This window comes from Streptomyces sp. AgN23 (assembly GCF_001598115.1).
Taxonomy (GTDB): Bacteria; Actinomycetota; Actinomycetes; order Streptomycetales; family Streptomycetaceae; genus Streptomyces; species Streptomyces antimycoticus.
The window spans coordinates 4,511,122-4,534,436 of sequence record NZ_CP007153.1 but is presented as its reverse complement, the minus strand read 5'-3'; the positions used below and the strand labels follow the sequence as shown (position 1 = coordinate 4,534,436).

The 23,315-nt window shown below is 72.4% G+C and carries 12 protein-coding genes; 6 read left to right on the top strand and 6 right to left on the bottom strand.

Annotated features, from left to right (window positions below; genetic code table 11):
• Window positions 1–236 precede the first annotated feature (236 nt).
• Window positions 237–581, bottom strand: coding sequence for an Rv3235 family protein (locus AS97_RS19455; RefSeq protein WP_086709942.1), 345 nt, complete (start codon window positions 579–581; stop codon window positions 237–239).
• An 810-nt stretch (window positions 582–1,391) separates the two neighbouring features.
• Between AS97_RS19455 and AS97_RS19450 the strand changes: the two genes are divergently transcribed.
• Both AS97_RS19450 and AS97_RS19445 read left to right on the top strand, forming a co-directional pair.
• Window positions 1,392–1,898: a hypothetical protein gene (locus tag AS97_RS19450; RefSeq protein ID WP_059149122.1), complete on the top strand. Its 507-nt coding sequence runs from the start codon at window positions 1,392–1,394 to the stop codon at window positions 1,896–1,898.
• A 140-nt stretch (window positions 1,899–2,038) separates the two neighbouring features.
• Window positions 2,039–2,707, top strand: a complete 669-nt coding sequence (locus AS97_RS19445) for an HAD family hydrolase (protein WP_059149123.1) — start codon at window positions 2,039–2,041, stop codon at window positions 2,705–2,707.
• A gap of 146 nt (window positions 2,708–2,853) precedes the next feature.
• On the opposite strand, the gene AS97_RS19440 is transcribed toward AS97_RS19445, so the two are convergent.
• Entirely contained in the window at window positions 2,854–3,420 is a 567-nt protein-coding gene (locus tag AS97_RS19440; protein WP_125760362.1) for a DJ-1/PfpI family protein, read from the bottom strand.
• A gap of 540 nt (window positions 3,421–3,960) precedes the next feature.
• Between AS97_RS19440 and AS97_RS19435 the strand changes: the two genes are divergently transcribed.
• The 3 genes from AS97_RS19435 (at window position 3,961) to AS97_RS19425 (ending at window position 13,442) form a co-directional block, all read left to right on the top strand.
• Window positions 3,961–8,922, top strand: a complete 4,962-nt coding sequence (locus AS97_RS19435; protein WP_125760360.1) for an NAD-glutamate dehydrogenase — start codon at window positions 3,961–3,963, stop codon at window positions 8,920–8,922.
• 178 nt (window positions 8,923–9,100) lie between these two features.
• Complete coding sequence (locus AS97_RS19430; protein ID WP_125760359.1) at window positions 9,101–11,362, top strand: bifunctional glycosyltransferase/CDP-glycerol:glycerophosphate glycerophosphotransferase; 2,262 nt, start codon at window positions 9,101–9,103, stop codon at window positions 11,360–11,362.
• Between the two features lie 70 nt (window positions 11,363–11,432).
• Window positions 11,433–13,442, top strand: a complete 2,010-nt coding sequence (locus AS97_RS19425; RefSeq protein ID WP_210565360.1) for a glycosyltransferase family 2 protein — start codon at window positions 11,433–11,435, stop codon at window positions 13,440–13,442.
• A gap of 16 nt (window positions 13,443–13,458) precedes the next feature.
• Here AS97_RS19425 and AS97_RS19420 read toward each other — a convergent pair whose 3' ends face one another.
• Window positions 13,459–15,462 (bottom strand): glycosyltransferase, encoded by a 2,004-nt coding sequence (locus AS97_RS19420; RefSeq protein WP_210565359.1) that lies wholly within the window; start codon window positions 15,460–15,462, stop codon window positions 13,459–13,461.
• A gap of 151 nt (window positions 15,463–15,613) precedes the next feature.
• On the bottom strand, window positions 15,614–17,659 hold the full coding sequence (locus tag AS97_RS19415) for a hypothetical protein (protein WP_059142382.1): 2,046 nt from the start codon (window positions 17,657–17,659) through the stop codon (window positions 15,614–15,616).
• A 179-nt stretch (window positions 17,660–17,838) separates the two neighbouring features.
• Between AS97_RS19415 and AS97_RS47460 the strand changes: the two genes are divergently transcribed.
• Entirely contained in the window at window positions 17,839–19,872 is a 2,034-nt protein-coding gene (locus AS97_RS47460) for a glycosyltransferase family 39 protein (protein WP_247204426.1), read from the top strand.
• Window positions 19,873–20,366: 494 nt separating this feature from the next.
• Here AS97_RS47460 and AS97_RS19405 read toward each other — a convergent pair whose 3' ends face one another.
• Together AS97_RS19405 and AS97_RS19400 are read right to left on the bottom strand one after the other, a co-directional pair.
• A complete protein-coding gene (locus AS97_RS19405) occupies window positions 20,367–21,422 on the bottom strand; it encodes an FkbM family methyltransferase (RefSeq protein ID WP_210565358.1) in 1,056 nt (351 codons plus the stop codon).
• Window positions 21,395–23,236, bottom strand: a complete 1,842-nt coding sequence (locus AS97_RS19400; protein ID WP_210565357.1) for a stealth family protein — start codon at window positions 23,234–23,236, stop codon at window positions 21,395–21,397. Before AS97_RS19400 ends, AS97_RS19405 begins: the two co-directional genes overlap by 28 nt.
• Window positions 23,237–23,315: the final 79 nt, after the last annotated feature.

Sequence of the window (23,315 nt, the reverse complement as noted above, 5' to 3'; positions counted from 1 at the left end):
CGGGGGCCCGGCCCCCGGGGCTCCGCCCCTCGATCGCGCTCCTCAAACGCCGGAGGGGCTGGGCTGGCTCCCCGGCCCTTCCCGTTACCAGGGGCTCGCCCCTGGACCCCGGAGCTTGGGGCGAAGCCCCGGTTTCGGGAACGAACGCGCCCTGGGCGCCGGGGGCTGGGGCGGAGCCCTGCCGCGCGGCGGAGCCGCATCGATGCCGCGGGAAGAGGAGCAGTCCGCCGCAGGTGTCACGATCCGTCGGACACCGCCTGGGCGAGTGGGCCGAGGTCGATGGCGGCGCAGCGCCAGCGGGCGTCGGCGCCGAGCTCCAGCCGGAACGCGAGCGCGCTGAGCCGGTCTCCGGAGGCGATCCGGGCGAACGCCTCGATAACCCCGTGCCGAGGCTGGTACTCGCCACAGCGCCGCACGACGGGCGCTGTGGCGCGCCCCCCGGCGGGGCGCAGCGGGGCTTGTGGGGCGAGCTCGATCAGCCGGTCGTAGGCTGCCGGGAGGGCGTGCCCGAGGAGGGTGTGCACGGGGCGCTGACCGCTGAGGGTGAGCACCAGCCGGTTGGCGAACCAGTAGCGCGGCAACCGGTCCCGCTGCCGACACGCCGCGGCGGCGGCCGCAGTGCGCGATACGGCGGCGGCGCGGGATGCGGTGGGGGTGTGGGGTGCGGCTGTGGTGGTGGGCGATACGGCCGCAGTGCGCGATACCGCCGCGGCGCGGGTGACGGTGAGGGGCGTGGGCGTTGTGGGTGGCGTGGTGGTGCGCGGGGCGGCTGCGTCGTGTGGGGTGGGGGTGTGGTTGGTGGTGGGTGTGTTGTGTGGGGTGGTGTGGGTGGGTGGTGTGGCTGCGTCGTGTGGGGTGGGGGCGTGGTTGGTGGTGGGTGCGCCGCATGGTGCGGTTGGGGTGGGTGGTGCCGACGTCGTGGTGGGTGGTGATGCCGTTGTTGGGGTGGTGCGGGGGCGGCGGGGGTCTTTGCGGGGTGGGGGGCCGCTTCGGCCTGGTCCGCTGCCGGCGCGCCGTCGTACGCTCTCCCCGGTCGTCGTGGTCCGATCCGTCGCCCGGACGCCCTCGCGCATGCTTCTCGCCCCGTTCTCTCCGGCCCGGTCGAATACCGGGCGGTAGCTTTCGTCGGAGAGTCTTCTACCGAGGGGGTTTCGGCCTCCGCAATGAAGGCGGCCTCTGGTCTCGGTCGATGCCGCGGTTCACCTATTTGGGGCATACGGGCGCTCATCGCCCCTGGTCGCGGGGGCGGGCCGGGTTTGTTCCGGGCTCTGTGCGGCGCCGTCGCAGCCCGTCGCCCGAAAGGGGACCACCGGGCCTTCGCAGAAGGCTCGGGCCGCAGGACGGGCGATCGTATGCTGGGGGCCTATTGGTCTCTGATGAAAGCGGCAGACATGCGCGTCTACGTCCCCCTGACCCTCTCCGCTCTCGCCGAGGCGCACAAGGAGGGCCAACTGGGGCCGACGCCGTTGACGGCCTACGCGGTCACCCCCGCGCTCCGCGAGTGGTACGTCTCCGACGACATCGAGGAACTGGAGTACGCGGCGCTGAGCCGGGCCGCGCAGGCCTCGCTGCGGCTGCTCGCCGTCGACCCGCAAGCGCCGCGCCGTCGGGTCGTGGTGGCCGTGGACGTGCCCGACGGGCAGGCGGTCGCCGATCCGGACCGGGGGCTGGATCAGTCCGCGCTGGGCGAGGTGCGGATCGAGGCCGCCGTACCGCTGGCGAAGGCCGCCGCCGTGCACCTGGACGCCGATGACGCCGAGCGCGACATCGCCGCGGCCGCCGACGCGCTGGGCGCGGCGGACCTCGGTGACGACGACGCGCAGTTCACCGTGGACGGCGCCGAGGACCATGAGCTGCTCTGGTACGCCACCCAGGAGATCCCCAATCTCATCGAGTGAGGGGAGAGCGCGCAGGCCCTGAGGAACGAGGGCCGGGCACGGTCGACCGTCGGCAGGGGGGCACCTCCCAGCGGTAGCCGGGGGAGGCTTTTGCGCCCCGGAGGCGAACCGCTGTCGGACCCGGCAGGTACGGTCGTGGGATGGGGAAGAACCACGTGACGCACCTCGTGTGGGACTGGAACGGCACGCTGTTCCACGACATCGACGCCGTGATCTCGGCGACGAACGCGTCGTTCGGAGAGGTCGGCCTGCCGCCGATCACCCTCGAGCGCTATCGGGACCTGTACTGCGTCCCGGTCCCGCGCTTCTATGAGCGGCTGATGGGACGGCTGCCCACCGACGAGGAGTGGGCGGTCATGGACGAGGCGTTCCACCGGCACTATTGGACGCTGGCCGAGAGCGCCGGGCTGGCGATCGGCGCCCGGCAGCTGCTCGTCGAGTGGCAGGAGGCGGGTCTCACCCAGTCGCTGTGTTCACTGGCCCCGCATGAGCATCTGGTCCCGCTGGTGCGGACGCATGGCATCGAGCGCCATTTCATCCGGGTGGACGGCCGCGTCGGCCAGAGCAACACCGGCAAGGCCGAGCAGATGATGCGCCATATCGCCGAGCTCGAAGGGGTGCCCCCGCAGCGGATGGTGGTGATCGGGGACGCCGTGGACGACGCGCTGGCGGCACGCCATGTGGGGGCACGAGCCGTGCTCTACACGGGCGGTTCGCACAGCCGGGCCAGTCTGGCGGCGGCCGGGGTGCCGGTCGTGGACACGCTCGAGGAGGCCGTCCGGGAGGCTGAGCGCATGGCCGACGAGTAGGTCGGAGGCCAGCCGGAGGCTCGTCCTGGGCTCCTCGGGGCCCGTCCTGGGCTTCCTCGGCGTCCGTCCAGGGCTCTTCACCGCCTCGGGCGCTCCCTCTTGCCTCCATGCGCCCCCCGCGTCGCCGCGGCCCCCCCCACCACCCCTCACACCACCGGCGCCTTCGTCCGCAGCACCGCCAGGAACTCCCGCATCCACGCCGGATGGTCCGGCCAGGCCCGTGAGGAGACCAGCGAGCCGTCGACCACGACCTCCGCGTCCTGGTACTCCGCGCCCGCCGCCTGCATGTCCGGCTCCAGCGCCGGATACGCGGTGACCCGCCGCCCGCTCAGGCCGCCCACGGCCGCCGTCAGCAGCGGGCCGTGGCAGATCTGCGCGACAGGCTTGTCCGCGTCGAAGAACGCCTTGCAGATCTTGCGCAGCTCGGGGTCGTTGCGCAGATACTCCGGGGCCCGGCCGCCCGGGATCACGAGGGCTCCGTACTGACCCGGGTCGACCTCGGAGAAGGCGAGGTCGGCGGGGAGTGTGTAGCCCGGCTTCTCGGTGTAGGTGTCGAAGCCCTCCTCGAAGTCATGGACCACGAGGCGCAGCGTCTTGCGGGTCGGGGCCGCGATATGGACCTCGTACCCCTCCTCGAGCAGCCGCTGGTAGGGGTAGAGCACTTCCAGCGATTCGGCCGCGTCGCCGGTCACCAGAAGGATCTTCGCAGTCATGCCGCCCGTGCCGCCCGTGCCGCCCATGCCATCCGTGCCGCCGGTGCCGCTCATACCGCCCACCTCCACCTTCACGTCCACGCTTACCACCGTCCCGATCACGGTGCATCCGCGCCGGCGCGTTGCCAAGGGGGCGCAAGAAGGCACCAGACGGCACCAGACGGACCAGAAGGCATGACCGGCACATCATCGGTCCGCATGCGCCCGTGGTCGCTGTCCATTTCGTCAAACTTCAGCGCTCGGTTTTGTACACGAACGGCTCATGACGACCCCCTGGGGAGGAGCGATAGCCTTACTGCGTGATCAGCGCGATAGTCCGTGAGGGCAACGAGGCCCTCGCTCCGCGCCCGGAGCCCCACCGGCCCCGGGCCCGAGCCGCCGCTGACCCGTGGCGCGTGGGTTCTTGGTCACTTACGGCCCAGTACACCCCGGCCATTCCCCGATCCGGCATACCGTCGTCAACGACCGGATTTTTCGCGTCACGGCGTCATGCCACCGCCATCGATGTCACGCAACGGCGCGCGACAGGAGCCAGAGGACATGCAGACCAAGCTGGACGAAGCCAAGGCCGAGTTGCTCGAACGGGCCGCCCGGGTCGCTGAGAACAGCCCTGCCGGGGGAAAACCGGTTCAGGGCCCAGGACCGGAGACCCTGACCGCATACCTCCAGCACTACTACCTGCACACGCCTGCGGAGGACCTCGCCGACCGCGACCCGGTCGACGTCTTCGGTGCGGCGCTCTCCCACTACCGGCTCGCCGAGGTGCGTCCGCAGGGCACGGCGAACGTCCGTGTGCACACCCCGACCGTCGAGGAGCACGGCTGGACCTGCAGCCACTCCGTGGTCGAGGTGGTCACCGACGACATGCCGTTCCTGGTCGACTCGGTCACCAATGAGCTCACCCGCCAGGGGCGCGGCATCCATGTCGTGATCCACCCGCAGGTGATCGTGCGCCGTGACATCACCGGCAAGCTGATCGAGCTGCTCGATGTCTCCCCGGACGGCCCGGCCAGGAAGAAGAAGCTGCCGCATGACGCGGTCGTGGAGTCCTGGATCCATGTCGAGACCGACCGCGAGACCGACCGCGGCGATCTGAAGCAGATCACCGCCGATCTCCTGCGCGTCCTGTCCGATGTCCGCGAGGCGGTCGAGGACTGGGAGAAGATGCGCGAGTCCGCGCTGCGCCTCGCCGAGGGCCTGCCGGACGAGCCCAAGGCCGCCGAGGTCCGCGAGGAGGAGGTCGAGGAGGCCCGTGAGCTGCTGCGCTGGCTCGCCGACGACCACTTCACCTTCATCGGCTCCCGCGAGTACGAGCTGACGCAGGTCCCCACCGAGGCCGGTGGCGAGGAAGACGTGCTGACCGCCGTGCCCGGCACGGGCCTGGGCATCCTCCGCTCCGATCCGCAGCACAAGGACGGCGACGAGAGCGGCCCCGGGGCCCCGGGGTCGCCGTCCTTCAACCGGCTTCCGGCCGACGCCCGCGCCAAGGCGCGGGAGCGCAAGCTGCTGGTGCTCACCAAGGCGAACAGCCGCGCCACCGTCCACCGCCCCTCGTACCTCGACTACATCGGCGTGAAGAAGTTCGACGCCGAGGGCAATGTGATCGGCGAGCGCCGCTTCCTGGGGCTGTTCTCCTCCGCCGCGTACACCGAGTCGGTGCGCCGGGTGCCGGTCATCCGCCGCAAGGTCGTCGAGGTGCTCGCGGGCGCCGGCTTCGCGCCCAACAGCCACGACGGCCGGGATCTGCTGCAGATCCTGGAGACCTACCCGCGCGATGAGCTCTTCCAGACCCCGGTCGACCAGCTCCGCTCGATCGTCACCAGCGTGCTCTACCTCCAGGAGCGCCGCCGGCTGCGGCTGTTCCTCCGCCAGGACGAGTACGGGCGCTACTACTCCGCGCTGGTCTACCTTCCGCGTGATCGTTTCACCACCGATGTGCGGCTGCGGTTGACCGACATCCTGCTGGAGGAGCTGAACGGCCGCCCGCCGGTCGACTTCACCGCCCTGCATACCGAGTCGGTGCTCTCGCGGCTGCACTTCGTGGTCCGCCTCCAGCCCGGCACCGAGCTGCCCGATCTGACCGACGCCGATGTGGAGCGGATCGAGAGCCGGCTGATCGAGGCCGCCCGCTCCTGGGCCGACGGCTTCTCCGAGGCGCTGGTCTCCGAGGCCGGCGAGGAGCGCGCGGCCGAGTTGCTGCGCCGCTATCAGCACGCCTTCCCCGAGGGGTACAAGGCGGATCACACTCCGCGCGGTGCCGTCGCCGACCTCCAGCACCTGGAGCGGCTGAAGGACCAGGGCAAGGAGTTCGGGCTCAGCCTCTACGAGCCGGTGGGCGCGGCCCACGCCGAGCGCCGCTTCAAGATCTACCGGGCCGGGGCCCAGATCTCGCTGTCCGCGGTGCTCCCGGTGCTCAACACCCTCGGCGTCGAGGTGGTCGACGAGCGCCCGTACGAGCTGCGCTGCTCGGACAAGACCACCGCCTGGGTCTACGACTTCGGGCTGCGGCTGCCCCTGCGCGAGGGCGAGGCGCTGGCCGACGACGCCCGTGAGCGGTTCCAGAACGCGTTCGCCGCGGTGTGGACCGGCCAGGCCGAGAGCGACAACTTCAACCAGCTGGTGCTGGGCGCCGGGCTGGACTGGCGGCAGGCGATGGTGCTGCGGGCCTACGCCAAGTACCTGCGGCAGGCCGGCTCCACCTTCAGCCAGTCGTACATGGAGGACACCCTCCGCAACAATGTGCACACCACCCGGCTGCTGGTCTCGCTCTTCGAGGCGCGGATGTCGCCGGAGCGGCAGCGGGCGGGCGTGGAGCTGACCGACGCCCTGCTGGAGGAGCTGGACGCGGCGCTGGACCAGGTGGCCTCGCTGGACGAGGACCGCATCCTGCGCTCGTTCCTCACCCTGATCAAGGCCACCCTGCGGACGAACCACTTCCAGAGCAACGGGGACGGCAAGCCCCACGAGTATCTGTCGATCAAGCTGGACCCGCAGGCCGTGCCCGATCTGCCCGCGCCCCGCCCGGCATACGAGATCTGGGTGTACTCGCCGCGGGTCGAGGGTGTGCATCTGCGGTTCGGCAAGGTCGCGCGCGGTGGTCTGCGCTGGTCCGACCGGCGTGAGGACTTCCGTACCGAGATCCTCGGCCTGGTCAAGGCGCAGATGGTGAAGAACACCGTCATCGTGCCGGTGGGCGCCAAGGGTGGCTTCGTCGGCAAGCGGCTGCCGGATCCGTCCGTCGACCGCGACGCCTGGATGGCCGAGGGCATCGCCTCCTACAAGACCTTCATCTCCGGTCTGCTCGACATCACCGATAACCTGGTCGCGGGCCAGGTCGAGCCGCCCAAGGACGTGGTCCGCCACGACGGGGACGACACCTATCTCGTCGTCGCCGCCGACAAGGGCACCGCGACCTTCTCCGACATCGCCAATGACGTGGCCCAGTCGTACGGCTTCTGGCTCGGCGACGCCTTCGCCTCCGGAGGCTCCGCCGGATACGACCACAAGGGCATGGGCATCACCGCCCGCGGCGCCTGGGAGTCGGTCAAGCGCCACTTCCGCGAGCTGGGCCATGACACCCAGACCGAGGACTTCACGGTCGTGGGCGTCGGCGACATGTCCGGTGACGTGTTCGGCAACGGCATGCTGCTGAGCGAGAACATCCGGCTGATCGCCGCCTTCGACCACCGGCACATCTTCCTGGACCCCAACCCGGACGCGGCCACCTCCTACGCCGAGCGCCGCCGCCTGTTCGAGCTGCCGCGCTCCTCGTGGGAGGACTACAACACCGAGCTGCTGTCGGCGGGCGGCGGCATCCACCCCCGTACCGCCAAGGCCATCCCGATCACCCCGCAGGTGCGGGCCGCGCTCGGCATCGAGAAGCGGGTCGCCAAGATGACCCCGGCCGATCTGATGAAGACGATCCTCAAGGCCCCGGTCGACCTGCTGTGGAACGGCGGCATCGGCACCTACGTCAAGGCGTCCACCGAATCCCACGGCGATGTCGGCGACAAGGCCAATGACGCGATCCGGGTGGACGGCCAGGACCTGCGGGTCAAGGTCGTCGGCGAGGGCGGCAACCTGGGCCTGACCCAGCTGGGCCGGATCGAGTTCGCCGCGAACGGCGGCCGGATCAACACCGACGCGATCGACAACAGCGCCGGTGTGGACACCTCCGACCACGAGGTGAACATCAAGATCCTGCTCAACGCGCTGGTCACCGAGGGCGACCTCACCCTCAAGCAGCGCAACAAGCTGCTCGCCGAGATGACCGACGAGGTCGGTGCGCTGGTGCTGCGCAACAACTACGCGCAGAACGTGGCCCTGGCCAACTCCGTCGTCCAGGCCCCCAGCCTGCTCCACGCCCACCAGCGGCTGATGCGCCGCCTGGGCCGGGAGGGCCGGCTGGACCGGGCGCTGGAGTTCCTGCCCACCGACCGCCAGATCCGTGAGCGGCTCTCCGCCGGGCGCGGTCTGAGCCAGCCCGAGCTGGCCGTGCTGCTCGCCTACGTCAAGATCACGGTGGCCGACGAGCTGATCACCACCAGGCTGCCCGACGATCCGTATCTGCAGCGGCTGCTGCACGCCTACTTCCCGCAGGCGCTGCGCGAGCGGTTCCCCGAGTACATCGACGGCCACGCCCTGCGGCGCGAGATCATCACCACGGTGCTGGTCAACGACACGCTCAACACCGCCGGGACGACCTTCCTGCACCGGATGCGGGAGGAGAGCGGGGCCTCCACCGAGGAGGTCGTGCGCGCCCAGACCGCGGCCCGCGCGATCTTCGAGCTGAACCAGGTGTGGGACGAGGTCGAGGCGCTGGACACGGTCGTCGACGCCGACATCCAGACCAGGATGCGGCTGCACTCGCGGCGGCTGGTCGAGCGCGGCACCCGCTGGCTGCTCAACAACCGGCCGCAGCCGCTGGAGCTCGCCGAGACCATCGACTTCTTCGGTGAGCGGGTCGCCGCGGTCCGGGCGCAGATGCCCAAGCTGCTGCGCGGCTCCGACATCGAGTGGTACCAGCGGATCTACGACGAGATCACCGCGGCGGGCGTCCCGGAGGACCTGGCCACCCGGGTGGCGGGCTTCTCCTCGGCCTTCCCGACGCTGGACATCGTCGCCATCGCGGACCGCACCGGCAAGGAGCCGCTGGCGGTCGCCGAGGTCTACTACGACCTGGCCGACCGGTTGCGGATCAGCCAGCTGATGGACCGGATCATCGAGCTGCCGCGCGCCGACCGGTGGCAGTCCATGGCCCGGGTCTCCATCCGCGAGGACCTGTACGCGGCCCAGGCCGCCCTGACCTCCGATGTGCTGTCGGTGGGCAACGGCGGCTCCACGCCCGAGCAGCGCTTCAAGGCGTGGGAGGAGAAGAACGCCGCGATCCTGCAACGTGCGCGCACCACGCTCGATGAGATCCAGTCCTCGGAGACCTTCGACCTGGCCAATCTGTCGGTCGCGATGCGGACGATGCGGACGCTGCTGCGCACCCACAGCTGACGCTCGGCGGAAGGCGGCTCTTGGCGCCCCCGGCGGACTTCATGTCCGCCGGGGGCGTTTGTCACCCGCTTGGGCGCCCGTCCAACGACCGAACGGGCATACCGGGACGAACCCACCTAGCGTGGGTGGTCAGTGAGTGCTTCGCACCTCGAACCGCCGTCGCGTCCCGAGGAGCCTTATGCCCCGCTTCACCATCGTCATCGCCGCCTATCGCGTCCAGGGCTATCTGAGCGCCTGCCTGGATTCCGTGCTGAGCCAGTCGTGTCGGGACGTGGAGGTGGTCGCCGTCGACGACTGCTCGCCGGACCACTGCGGCGCGATCATCGACGCGTACGCGGCGCGCGACAGCCGGGTCGTGCCCGTGCACCAGCGGGTCAACTCCGGGCCGGGCCAGGCCCGTAACGCCGGTGTCGAGCGGGCCCGCGGGGACTATCTGCTCTTCCTGGACGGGGACGACACCCTCGCCCCGGGCACCCTCCAGGGCCTCGCCGACCGGCTGGCCCTCACCCATGACCCGGACATCCTCTACTTCAACCATGTGCGCACCTACTGGTCGGAGCGGAGGGCCCCCAGCCTCTTCGGGGATCTGCTGGCCTCGGCGGGCACCGATGTCTTCTCCGTCGTCGAACGCCCGGAATTCCTGCGGCTGTTCGCGATGTCGTCCAACCGCGTCTACCACCGGGATTTCTACACCCGCCATGGCTTCGCGTTCAGCGACGGCATCTACGAGGACGCCCTGCTCTCGTACAAGACGATGCTCACCGCGCGGCGAATAGCGTGTGTCGATCTGGTGGGCCTGGAATACCGGCAGCGGCGGGTCGGGGCCAGTACGGCAAGCCCCGGGGAGAAGCACTTCGTCATCTTCCAGCAGTACGCCCGGCTCTTCGACTTCCTCGACGAGCACCCGCGTCTGGACCCTTTGCGCCCGCTGCTCTTCGAACGGGCCATCTCGCATTTCCTGTTCTGCCTGGACCGGACGTCCCGGGTGGCGACGGCGGACCGGCCGCGCTTTTTCGGACGGGCCGCCGCGTGGTATCGCCGCCGTCTGCCCGCCGGGTTCACCCCGCCGGTCGAGGGCCGCTGGCGCTTCGAGGCGCTGGCGTCCGGCTCCTTCCTCCGCTACCGGGAGCGGGAACTGGGCGTACGGGCGGCCGCCGGGGCCCGCAAGCTGCGCCGGACCGTCCGGCCGCCCCTGGCCGCGCGCGCCAAGCGGGGTCTGTACCGGCTGCACCGACAGCGCCCGGTCGACCCCCAGCTGGCCGTCTACTCCGCGTACTGGGGCCGGGGGGTGCTGTGCAATCCGGGGGCGATCTATTACAAGGCGCGGGAGCTGGCACCGGAGATCCGCGGGGTGTGGGCGGTCAAGAAGTCGGAGATCGAGTCCCTCCCGGAAGGCGTCGACTATGTCGTCACCGGCACCCGTGACTTCTATCGCACCGTGGCCCGCGCGAAATACCTCATCAACAACGTCAACTTCCCCAATGAGGTGGTGAAACGGCCGGGCACGGTGCATCTGCAGACCTTCCATGGCACTCCGCTCAAATGCATGGGGCTGGATCAGCAGCACTATCCGGCCGCCGCGGGCGGCATGAGTTTCGGCAATCTGCTCAAGCGCATCGACCGCTGGGACGTCGCCCTCTCCTCCAATCCGCACTCCAGCCAGATCTGGGAGCGGGTCTACCCCGCCGCGTACCGGCTGCTGGAATACGGATATCCGCGCAACGACGTCTTCTTCACGGCGTCGGAGGAGGACATCCGGCGGATCCGCGGGGAGTTGGGCATCCCGGCCGGGAACACCGCCCTCCTCTATGCCCCCACCCTCCGCGACTACCAGAAGGGGTTCACCCCCCGGCTGGACCTGGAGCGGCTCAGCCGCGAACTCGGTCCGCAGATCACGCTGCTGGTGCGGGCCCACTACTCCTACCGGCCGCAGGACCATCTCTCCCGGCTCCAGGAGGCCGGGCTGGTGATCGACGTCTCGCACCACCCGTCGGCGGAGCAACTGTGCCTGGCGGCCGACGCGCTGATCACCGACTACTCGTCGATGATGTTCGACTACGCGCTCCTGGACCGCCCCATCGTCATCTACGCCGACGACTGGGACATCTACCGGTCCTCCCGCGGGGTCTACTTCGACCTCCTCTCGGGATCCCCCGGCGAGACCCCGGGAGCCGTCGCCCGCACCGGGCGGGAGCTGGTCGAGGTCTTCCGCGAGGGCCGCTGGTGCGACGCGGACGCGAGCGCGCTGCGCACCGCCTTCCGGGCCCGCTTCTGCCCGTTCGACGACGGCCACGCGGCCGAACGGGTGGTACGGACCCTGATGCTGGGCCAGGACGACACGGCGCTCCCTCTCGCGCCCGCGCCACGGACGCGGCCCCTGCCGGCCGGTGGCGACTGCGCCCCGGCGGGGCCGCGCGGCGGTGTCCTCACCGCCGAGTGACCCCGACCCCCCACCCCGACCCCCGACCCCGACCCCCGCCCCGTCGAGAGCCCGGAGTCAGGAGGCCGTCATGCCCTCTCCATCCCGACCTCGTGTCAGTGTGATCATCCCCGCCTACAACGCCCTGCCGGAGCTGACCCGCGCCGTCACCTCCGCGATGGACCAGACCCTGGGCCCGGACCGGGTCGAGATCATCGCGGTGGACGACGGTTCGACCGACGGCACCGGCGAGGAGCTGGAGCGGCTCGCCCGCACCTGCTCCGCGCTGCGCGTCATCCACCAGGAGAACTCCGGCTGCGCGGGCATACCCCGCAACACCGGACTGGACCACGCCCGGGGCGACTTCGTCTTCTTCCTCGACTCCGACGACTACCTGGGGCCGGACGCGCTGCGCCGTATGGTCGCCATGGCCGACGCCCACGGCACCGACATCGTGCTGGGCAAGATCGCGTCCGTGGGCGGACGGGCCGTGCCCCGGGCGGTCTTCCAGCACAACCAGCCCCGTACCGACGTCTTCTCCTCCCACGCCTATCTGACCCTGGGCCCGTGGAAGCTGTTCCGGCGCTCCCTCATCGAGCGGCTGCACCTGCGCTTCCCGCCGTACCGCAACTGCGAGGACAAGCCGTTCACCGCGGCCGCCTATCTCAACGCCTCCGGCATCTCGGTGGTCGCCGACTACGACTGCTACTACGTCCGTTACCGCGAGAACCGCAACAACCTCACCCTCACCGCCGCCGATCTCGCCCACCGCATGGACGGCACCCGGCTGTGCTTCGAGACCGTGGCCCGCTATCTGGAACCGGGCCCGCGCCGGGACCAGATCATGCGCCGCCATGTGGAGTGGGAGCTGTGCGGTCCGCTGCGTGCCCTGCTGCCCCGCGAGAGCGAACGGGAGGCACGGGAGCGGTTCTTCCCGGAGTTCCGGCACTGGGCGAGGACCTGGGTGAGCGACGCCCTCTTCCAGCGGCTCGACGCCCCCGACCGGCTGCTGATCCAGCTGCTGCGCGCCGACCGCTTCGAGGAGGTGATGACCGTGGCCCGGAACGCGGGGCGGGACGGGCGGCGCGGCCATCTCGTCGAAAAGGGCCGGGTCTACTGGCTCCATCCGTTCTTCCGCGACCATGCCGCCGCCGTTCCCGACGTCTGCTTCGACGTCACCGACCGGCTGCCGGTCCAGCACTACCTGGAGGCGGCGAGCTGGCACGGAGGGTCGCTGCGGCTGGCCGGCCACGCCTATATCGAGGACATCGACGCCCTGGACCCGGCCACCGAGATCGTGCTGCGCAAGTACCGGGCGGACCGCCCCGAGGTCCGGCTGCCCACCACGCCGTGCCTCTCCGCCAACCCGCTGCCGGGGGAGGGACGGCGGTACGAGATGGCGGGCTTCATCGCCGAGATCGACCCGGCCACCGCCGACGGCGGGGGCCCACTGGAGCGCGGGCTGTGGAACATCTACCTCGATGTCCGCGCCCAAGGCGTCAGCCGTACGGTGCGGTTCGGCAACCACCGCGAGGGCGGCGAGGTCACCCATCCCTCCCGGCGCCGCGTCACCACGTCCCAGGGGGCGGAGGTGGTGGTGCCGTACTACACCCCGTACGGCAATCTCTCGCTCGACGTCGGCGAGGTCGCCCATCCCCTCGACCCGCCCTGCCAGGTGCTCCGGACCCTCTGGCGCACCCGGAGCACCCTGCTGGTCGGCGGACGGCTGACCGAGGAGGCCGCACGGGACGGCGGGACGCTGCTGCTGCGCGCCGAGGGCGGGACGGGCACGGTGCACGAACTGCCGGTGTGCTGTGAGCCCGGCGGCTCCTCGTCCGTCTTCACCGCCCGGCTGCCGGTCGGCAGGCTGGGCACGGGCCGCTGGACGCTGATGCTGATCATGGACGGACCCGGCGAGGACGCGCCGCGCCGTGCCGTGGCCGTGCCGTACTTCGACCGGCTGGCCGCGACCCGCTGGCTCCGCTTCGGCTGCCGTCCGTACTACGCCAAGCCGGTGGCGCTGGGCCCGGCCCGGGCCCTCGGCCTGGAGGTGGCTCCGATCAAGGTCGCCACGGGGGTGCGGCGGCGGTTGCGGGGGTGAGCGGGGCGATGGCTCGTCACCACCGCAGGCGGTTGCGTACGGCGGCGAGCAGCCGGACCGGCGCCACCCGCAGCTCCAGCGTCAGCTCGCCACGCCCCGTCAGCGGCTTGGCGTAGTACGGACGGCCGCGGCGCACCCAGCGGGCGCCGGGCAGCCGGGCGGGCGGCGGTACGGGCGCGGCGGGCGCCGGGTGCCCCGGGGCCTGGTCGCCCGGGCCGATGACGGCCAGCGTCACCGTCCAGTGGCCGCGGCCCAGGTCCCGCACCGGCAGCCGGGCGGTGAAGGCACCCGCCGGATGCCCCGCGGCGAACCGCACCGGATGGTCGAAGACCCGTCCGTCGGCGTGCTCGGCGCGCAGCCGCAGCAGCCGCCCGCGCGCCGGGGTACCGGGCGGCAGCAGCCGTCCCGCGACGATCAGCGTGCCCTTGTCCGACGGATGCCATACGGCCTCGGTCACCTCGCAGGGCGCGCCGCGCGGAGCCGGGCCGATGTCGAGGGAGAGATTGCGGTACGGGCTGGTGAAGTACGGCGTGACCCGGGCGCGCAGCCCGGGCCCGGCGGCCACCACCCGGCGCGCGGTGCCGATGTCGAGGGTGTCGTCATGGCGGTTGCCGAACCGCACGGTGCGGCTGATGCCCTGGGCGCGGACGTCGAGGAAGACGTCCCAGACGCCGGGGCGCAGCGGTGCGCCGCCGTCGGCGGCGGCGATGTTCACATCGGCCGCGAACTCCGCCGGGTCGTCCTCCGCCGTGGCCACCGCAGGGATCCGCACCTCGTCCCGTGCCTCGCGGCGGCGCAGCACCAGCTCGGCGCGGTCCTCCTCGGGGTCGGTCTCCAACCCGTCGATGGCCGCCCGGCCGCGCACCCGCAGGGTGCTGCGGCCGTGCCAGGCGGCGCCCGCGAGGTGGTGGCGGACCGGCAGCCGTTCGGTGACGTCGAAGCAGGCGTCGGGGATCTCGGCGTCGGGGTCGCGGAAGAAGGGGTGAAGCCAGTAGACGCTGCCCTTCTCGACCAGATGGCCGCACCGGGCGTCCCGTTTGGCGCTGCGCACGACGGACAGCAGATCCTCGAATCGGCCGGTGCGCAGCAGATGGACCATCAGCCGCTCGGGGGCGGTGAGGATGGGGAAGAGCGTGTCGGAGCAGTGGGCCAGCGCCCATCGGCGCAGCTCGGGCAGGAACCGCTCGCGGGCCTCGGCCTCGTCCTCGCGCGGCAGTGCGCGCAGCGCCGGGCACAGCTCCCGCCGGATGTGGTGGAGCATGACCGTGTCGCGGCGGGTGCCGGGCCGGGTGTGCCGGGCGGCGGTCTCGAACAGCGGCCGCATGGCGTCGACGCGGTCGGCGAGACCGGCGGCGTTGCGGCCCCGGCCGGGGCCCAGGTGGTAGCAGTCGTAGTCGGCCACGACGGAGATGCCGGAGGCGTTGAGATAGGCGGCCGCGGTGAAGGGCTTGCCCTCGCCGTGGTGGAGGTGGGCGGGGAAGCGCAGCCGGAGCCGTTCGATCAGGGAGCGGCGGAAGAGCTTGCAGGGCTCCAGGGTGGCGTAGGCGTGGGAGCTGTGGGCATCGGTGCGCAGCTGGTTGTGGCGGAAGACCGCCTTGGGGACGCCGCGACCGTCCGGCGAGACCATCTTGCCCAGGACCACGTCGGTGCCGTTCTGGTCGGCCATCGCGACCATGCGGCGCAGCGCGTCGGGCGCCAGGCGGGCGTCGGCGTCCAGGAAGAAGACGAAGTCGCCGCGGGCGCGGGCCAGTCCGGTGTTGCGGGGGCCGCCGGCGCCGCCGCGGCAGGGGTGGGGGTTGCGGACGACATGGAGCGAGGGGCAGCCGGCGGCGAGCCGTTCCAGCTCCTCCGCGGTGCCGTCGGCCGATCCGTCGTCCACGGCGATGATGTCGAGTCGGCTGAGCCCGAGGGTCTGCTCCATGGCGGAGGTGACGGCCCGGGTGATCCCGGGCATGGCGTCACGGGCGGGGACGATCACGCTGACACGGGGAGGCGGGCCGGGGCGGTGATTGCGCGGCATGCTGGCTCCGGAGGGGATGCGGGGGGCTCAGGAGACGGGGGAGGGGGCTCCTGGGGGCGGGGCCTGGGGTGGAAGCTCATGGTGAGGGCCTGGGGTGAGGTCCGGGTGTGGGATGTGCTGCTACCGGGTGACGTACCTGTGGGATGTCTTGCTATCGGATGACGGACCAGCGTCCGGCGCCGGGGGTCGGGGCCGTGTGGTGGTCACGCAGCCGGACGACCGTCTCGCCCTTCTCGGCGAGCGCGTCCACGGCGTCGGTGAAGCGCTGGATCGACGGTGGGGTGGTGGGGCCGAGCAGAAACTCCTTCACCTCGTGGCGGGCGGTGCGCAGCTCGTCGAGGCACGGGTCGAAGAGCCGGCGCAGGAGGTCCTCCATACCGGATGCCCCGGGGCCGAGCAGATAGGCCGCCCTGGCCACGACGTTCTGCCGCCGGAATTCCTCCTCGCCGAGCCCCGCCGGAACGGTGAGCGCGTACGGCTTGAGGGTGGCGAGGAAGTCGCCGACCACGTCGGAGGGATCGCCGATCAGCAGATCGGCCTGGTCGAAGCAGGAGTGGAGGGTGGGCATGCCCCCCTCGATCACCTGGTGGAGCCAGGGCGGTGAGGCCGCCCAGTGGGCCTGGTGCCACTGCCGGCGCAGCCCCTCGGCCTCGGTGAGCAGGGCCGGATCGGGTGCGGCCCGGTCCCGCGTGAGCATGGCCTCGTCGGCGTCGGCCCGGCGCAGCCGCGCGTCCAGCGCCGCGATGCGCTTGGCCAGTTCGGCGCGGCGGCGGGCATCCTCGGTGCGCTGTGCCTCGGCGCGCTGTGCCTCGGCGTCCTCGGGCGCCTCGCCGAGGGCGTCCGCGGTGCGCCGCCCGTTCGCGGCGTCGATCAGGGCGACGATACGGCGGTGGACGGCGCGGGCCTCGGGGGTGCGGTGGCCGGTGGGGGGATGCGGCCGGTAGAGCAGTCGCAGGGGGCGTTCGCTGTCCAGCAGCGCTCGTACGATCGGCTCACCCGCCGCGCCGTCCCCGGTGGGCGCGTACAGCACGGTGGGCAGGGGCGCGGGGGTGTGGCCGGTCCCGGCGACGCGCAGTCCGTCGAGCTGGGGGCGGCCGATCTCCACGATGTCGGCGTCCTCGACGCCGACCGCGGCCTGGACATGGCGCCGGCGCCCCGCCTCGCCCGCGACCCACACCTGGTCGTAGACCTTGCTGTACGGATCGACGGCGGCGGCCTCGTCGCCGTCGCCGCCGGGAGCCAGGAAGACGTGCTGCATGGTGGGGATCCGCAGGAGGTGGATGTTCCGGCCGGTGTTGGCGGGGTAGAGCGCGACCCGCACCCCGCCCAGGTCCAACTGCGAGAGATGCGCGGCGCTCGGCACGCACAGCACTGGCAGCGGGGTCGGCTCCAGGGCCTCCAGCAGCTCCCGTTCGCGCACGATGACCAGGGACGGGGTGGGCAGCGCGGCCACCGGCCCCAGCCAGCGGGTGAGCTGGTCGGCGCGGTCGCGCGGACCGGAGAAGTACAGCACCGTACGGGGGCGGCGATGGATCAGCCAGGCGTCGACCTCGGCTAGCACCTGGGCGGCGCCGGGCAACCGTCGGATGGCCCGGACGAGGTACGGGACGAGAGCCACCACCGTGATCAGGCAGGATCCGGCGGCCAGGGTGAGCGCCGCCACCACCCAGCGGGCGTCGCCGGTCATCAGCGACGCGGTCAGCCCGAGCAGCGCCGACAGTTCGTAGACCAGCATCCGCTGACCGGGCCATTCGGTGAGTCGGCGGGGCGGCCGGTCGCTGATGTCCAGTCGGCGCAGATCGATGTTGCGGGCCGCGACCGCGAGGGCGCGGCGCCGCCGGAGCAGTGTGATGAGCGCGGCGTGCAGGGCCTGCCCGGCCAGCAGACACAGCACCAGCGTCATGGCCGCGGCCAGCCCGATGGGGCCGGTGACATGCAGTCGGCCGAGCAGCAGAAGCAGCAGGACGCAGCGGATCTCGAAGCGGGACGTGGCACCCATGTGCAGCCGCCCCAGACGGGCCATCAGCCCCGGTTCGGTGCGGTGCAGCAGCAGCTCACAGCCGCAGCCGACCAGCCCCGCCCCGGCGAAGAACCCTCCGGCCCCGGTGAGCGCCGCCACCGCCAGGGTCACCAGACACCCGGTCAGCGCGGCGAAGGCCACGAGACCGCGGGGGTTTTCGATACCGAGGCGGTTCATGACGCGTGCCCTTCGCGGCGGATGTGTCGTCCTGACTGCACACTGTAGGCGAATAGTCTTATTTATGCCTTTTGTTGTCGTGTGGGATGGATGAGGTGTGGATGAGGGCGAGGGTGAGGGTGAGGGTGCGGAAGCGGAAGCGTGCTGGGACCTCCGTGCCGACGGCGATCGTGCTCCCGATGGCCGTCATGCTCGCGCTGGGGCTGTGGGGTCTGGACCGTGGCACGATGTGGCGCGATGAGTCCGCGACGTACCAGATGGCACGGCGGACCGTCCCTCAGATCCGCGACGCACTCGGCACCGTGGACGCCGTCCACGGCCTCTACTACCTCCTGATGCACCCACTGCTGGCGCTGCACCCCTCCGAGGTGACCATGCGCCTGCCCTCGGTCCTGGCCGCCGTGGCCGCCACCGCGCTGGTAGCCGCCCTGGGCTGCCGCCTGGCCCGCCCCCGGGTGGGCCTGTGGGCCGGCCTGCTCTACGCGGCCACTCCTGTGGTCACCCACTACGCCCAGGAGGGCCGCTCCTACGCCCTGGTCACGGCGGGCGCGGCGTGGGCGACGTACCTGCTGGTGGGCGCGGCGGGGCTTGCCGTAGGGGCGGCGACGGGGGGCGCTGCGGGGGGCGTCCCGGCGGACCGGTCCGCGCCGGGCCCGCGGGCCACTCCGGCGGACCGGCCCGCGCCGGGCCCGCGGGCCACTCCGGCGGACCGGTCCGCGCCGGGTCAGGCGGCCACGCCCGGGGCCGGGGCGGTATCCCGAGCGGCTGGGCCTGCGGGAGCGGCCGGGGCCGCGGGCGGGCCTGCCCGCTCGGCCGCGCCCGACCGAGCGGCCGGGGAGGCGGGCAGGGCGGCGTCGGACGCACGCGTCCGTTCGGCCGTACTGGTCCGCGGCGGCGTGCCTCGCGTAGCGCGGGCCGCCTCGGCGCCGGGGCCGGAGCGGGCGGCGTCGGGAGCGGGGTGGCGGTGGGCGGCGTACGGGGGTGTGGTGGCCGTGACCGCGTTGCTGCACGTCTTCGCGGTGCTCATGCTCGCCGCACACGCCCTGACGCTGCTCGTCTCGCGCGCCCCGCGCCGCGTGTGGTGGGGCTGGGGGAGCGCGTCGGCCGGGGCCGTGTGCGCGGTGCTGCCGCTGGCGGCGCTGGCCCGGCGGCAGAGCGCGCAGATCGCCTGGATCCGCCATCCGACGCCGGGTCGGCTGTGGGCGGTGGTCGAGGACTTCGCGGGCCCCAGCGCGCTCGTCCTGGCCCTCAACCTCCTGCTGATCGCGGTCGCTGTGGTCCGCCCCCGATGGCGTTCGCTGACCGCGGTGGCCTTGCCCCTCTTCTGCGTCCCGCCCGTCCTCCTCTTCGCCCTCGCCTTCCACCGCCCCTGCTTCCACGAGCGCTATCTCCTCTTCGCCCTCGCGGGCATCCCCCTACTGGCTGCGGCGGGGGTGGACCGGCTGGCGGGGGTGGGGATGGATGGGTTGGCTCGGGTGGTGGCGCGGTGTCGGGGCGTGGCGGGGGTGGAGCGGTCGGCTCGGGTGGTGGCTGGTCGGCGGGCCGGGGTGGGCGTGGACCGGTGGGCCGGGGTGGTGTCGGACGGGCTGGTTGGGGTGGTGGCGGGTCGGTTGGCTCGGGTGGTGGCGCGGTGTCGGGCCGCCGTGGAGGCGGACCGGCTCGCCGGGGTGGTGACCGACCGGGGCCGCGCCATGTTGGCCGGGCGTCGCGCCATGTTGGCCCGGCGTCGGGCCGTGGTGGGCGGGCGTCGCGCCGTGGTGGCGGCGGCCGGGGTTCTGGCGGTCGGTTGCGGCTTCGTCTGGCAGCTTCCGCTGCACCAGCGGGAGCGGGAGCCGTTGAGCCGTCAGGACGACCTGGCGGCGCTGGCCGCAGCGGTGGGCAGGCTTACCCGGTCGGGTGAGCCGGTGCTGTACGACCCGCCCAAGGAACGGCGGATCGCGATTGCCTATCCGCGCCCCCTCGCCGGGCTGCGCGACATCGCGCTGGGCACGCCCGGCCCCGCCTCCGGCACGCTCTACGGGGTCGACGTCGGCCCCGCCGAGCTGCTGCGGCGGCTCGGCGGGGCGCGGTCGGCGTGGGTGATCGCGGCCGATGAGCCGGAGACCCGCCGGGCGAAGACGACCGTGCTGACCGGGCGCTTCCGACTGGCGTACTCGCTGTGCCTCCCCGGCATCCGGCTGGAGCACTATGTGCGGGCGGGGCCCGCAGGCTGAGACCGAGGGCCCAGATGGTCCCGAGGGCCCAGATGGTCCCGAGGCCCGGGCCTCGGGGTGTCACCGCTGACTGAGGGCCTCCGGAGTTACGCCGCTGCCCGGAGGCAAAGCCCCGAGGGCACACCGCTGACGGGGTCCCGAGGGCTAACGGCCGTCACCCGCACGGCGAGCCGCTGTTGTGGGCCCGCTGCTGGTGTGACCCGCGTGGCGAACCGTTCCCCGAAGACCCCGGCCGGTCACCTCCGTGATCCCCCCGCGCCGTGAGCCGTTCCACGGAGGCGAAGGCCCCGGCCGCTCGCCCGCCCGGTGAACCGTTCCCGAGGGCCCCGCTGATGACCCGCACAGCGGGTCGCCCCGGGGTTCGGGGCGCAGCCCCGGCGGGGGGGGCAGGGGGCGGAGCCCCCTGGTTCGGGAAGGGGCGGGGTGGGGAAAACCACGGCCCGCCCACGACCAGCGAGCCCCACCGCAAGCGCCCCCGCCCCATCTCCCCACCCTCACCCCCGCAACGACCCGCTGCCCGTCGCCTGAACACCAGGCGCACGCCGCGCCGGGACCACCGCCCGCCGGGCCAGCGCGGCCGCACCCGCCAGCCGCAGCAGCCCCGTCCGGGGCACCCGCGTCGCACCCCGCGGCGAGCGGTACGGCGCGTTCCAGCCGTAAGGGAACGACGCCTTGTCGGTGCTGATGATGTTCGTCGTCTCGTCGCACGCCAGAATCGCGATCAGCCACCGCCGCACCGCCCGGTGGAAGGCGGGGGTCAGCGGCCGCGGGGCCAGCAGCCAGTCGCGGCACTGCCCGCTCACCGCGGACCGGTAGGTCGTCTCGTCGTAGCGGTGCCAGGGCGACTCCGGGGTGATCGGGTGGAGCCCGTAGTCCATGGCGGTCAGTGGCACGAGCGCGGTGCGCAGCGCGTTGTGGTCGGCCCCGGGCAGGAGTTCGCAGACGATCCAGGGCCGGTGGCGGCGGATCGTCTCGTACGACCCGCGCAACACCGCCGCCTCGAGTGTCTCCACGTCGATCTTGATCAGATGCGGGGTGATGCCGCGCTCCCCGGTGAACGCGTCGACCGTCGTGACCGGCACTGTCACCGACTCGGTGTGCCGACGGTGGGCCGGGTTGAGCGAGTTGGAGGACTCCGACTTATGGGAGAAGTACAGCTCGGCGGTGCCCGGTTCGGCGGCCAGCGCGGTCTGCTGCACCTCGAAACCGAGGCGGTTGCAGTCCCGGATCCGGCGGCACAGCGCGGCCGTCTCCGGGGTCGGCTCGAACGCGATGGCCCGCGGCCCGCCGCTCCCGTACACCGCGCTGATCAGCGCCGAGTACAGCCCGATATGCGCGCCGATGTCGTACACCACGCTGCCCTCGGGCGCCTGCTGGGCCAGGGCCAGCAAGGTGGCCTGGGTGGTCGGCTCGTAGCCCGCGAGCCCGGCACGCCGCAACTGCCGCTGTACGGCGGTCTGTTTGCGGCTGAGCACATTGAGCGCCCGCGGATACGGCCGGCCCGCCTCGAGGACGTCCGGGTTCAGGGGAAGGGTGATGGCGAGGGGCATGGCTGCCGCGTCTCCTGTCGGGTGACGGCCCGCTCGAGCGGGCTGGGGAGGGGGAAGTAGGCGTCGAGGAAGGGGCGGACCAGAGCCAGCTGGTCCTCCAGGTCGCGCTCGGAGGAGACCGTGTCGTTGAGACAGAACGCCTGGCAGTGGCGCGCCAGCAGCAGTTTGGCCAGCCGGGCGCGGATGGTGGGCTGGGCCAGGTCGAAGTAGTCGTAGCGGAGCTGGGCGGGGACCGCGCGTCCGGTCAGGAAGGCGTAGTAGTGGTGGAGCGAGGACGGTACGGAGATGTCCGACGTCGACCGCAACCGGCTGGCCATGGTCGCGCGGACCGCGTCGGGGAACTCCTTCTCGATCTCGGTGAGGACGCTGGTGCGCAGGGCGTGCGGGGTGTGCTTCATCTTCTGGGTGACGGCCGGCCCGAACCGTTTTTCCAGCAGCGCCCGGTTGTTCTTGCCCGCCGCCGAGACGGGGACGTCGCCGGGGCCCACCGGGGTCAGCGGGATCAGTGCGCGGGACGGGAAGAACTTGGAGACGCCGTTGGCCAGGAAGAAGTCCTGCGGGGTGACCGGTGAGCCGAGGAAGACGTCGTCGTTGAAGTAGAGGAAGTGCTCGGCGAGCCCGTCGATGTGGTGCAGCCGGGTCTCGATCGCGTGGGAGTTGAAGGTGGGCAGCACACTGGCGTCGTCGAAGATGTCGTGGTGGTCCACGACGGTGATCCCCGGGTGCGAGACGGCGAGCCAGTCGGGCACCTGACGGTCGGTCACCAGATAGATGTGGCGCACCCAGGGGGCGTACATGTAGAGCGAGCGCAGGGAGTAGCGCAGCTCGTCGCGGTTGGCGTAGCGGGCGGCGTTGGCGGCCTGGGCGTGATAGCCCGCGTCCGCGAGGGCCGCCCGCCGCCGCTGCCACTGCGGATCCGAGCCGTCGACCCAGGTGTAGACGACGTCGATGGGGAAGCGGACCTCGTCCGGCAGCCGGGTGAGGAACTCCGGGCGGGTGCGCACCAGCGGCCCCGGCTGCCAGCCGATGGCCGGGGCGAGCCGGGTGAAGAGTTGGTCGGGGGCGCGGACCGGCTCGCCCACCAGCGGCACCGACGCGGTGGTGCGGTTGAAGCGCGGCGCGATCAGCACTCGTTCCTCACCCTGCCCGCCGGGCTCCCAGAACTCGATGTCGCAGCCGTGGGCCGGGCCGAGGACCAGCCGTCCGCCCGGCCCGGTGTGGAAGCGGGTGAAGCGGATCACGGGGGCGGCGGCCAGTCGCCGCCAGGCCCGTCGCGTACCGCCGAGCCGGGGCGGGGCCGTCGCCCGGCCCCGCCGCGGGGGCAGGGAGACATAACCGGCCTCCTCGGCGCACAGCGCGGACAGCGCCTTGACCACCTCCGCCCGCTGATCGGACCGGACGCCCACGGCCGAGCCGACGTTGCTGTGGCAGCGGACCACGAAGTGGTCGATCCGCGCCCGGTCCAGGGCCTCGCACACCAGTCGCAGATTCTCTCCGCGCGCGAACAGCGGGGTGGGGGAGGGGGCCAGGGTCGCCACCAGGGCACCCCGCCGGCTCGCGATCACCATCCGGTCGCCCCTCGCCAGCAGCCCGGCCCGGCGCATCCGCCGCCGCGCCCGGCGCAGCCGCAGCACGCCGGAGGCGGCCGACAGCCCGCCGAGGCCCCGCATGGCCGCCCGGCGCAGCCCCGGGCCGGTCACGGCGACGACCGCGCGGCGCAGTGGCAGCGGGACCGTACGCCGGTATCCGCGCACCAGCGGCGGCGGGTCGGCGAGCCAGGGGCGGGGGGCGGCGGGCGGTGCGGTGAGGGGCATCGTGCGTCCTGGGTCGGGGCGGCGGGACGGCGGGCGCGGGGTCCTCGCGGCGGGTGGGGGCGCGGGGGCCGGTGGGGTT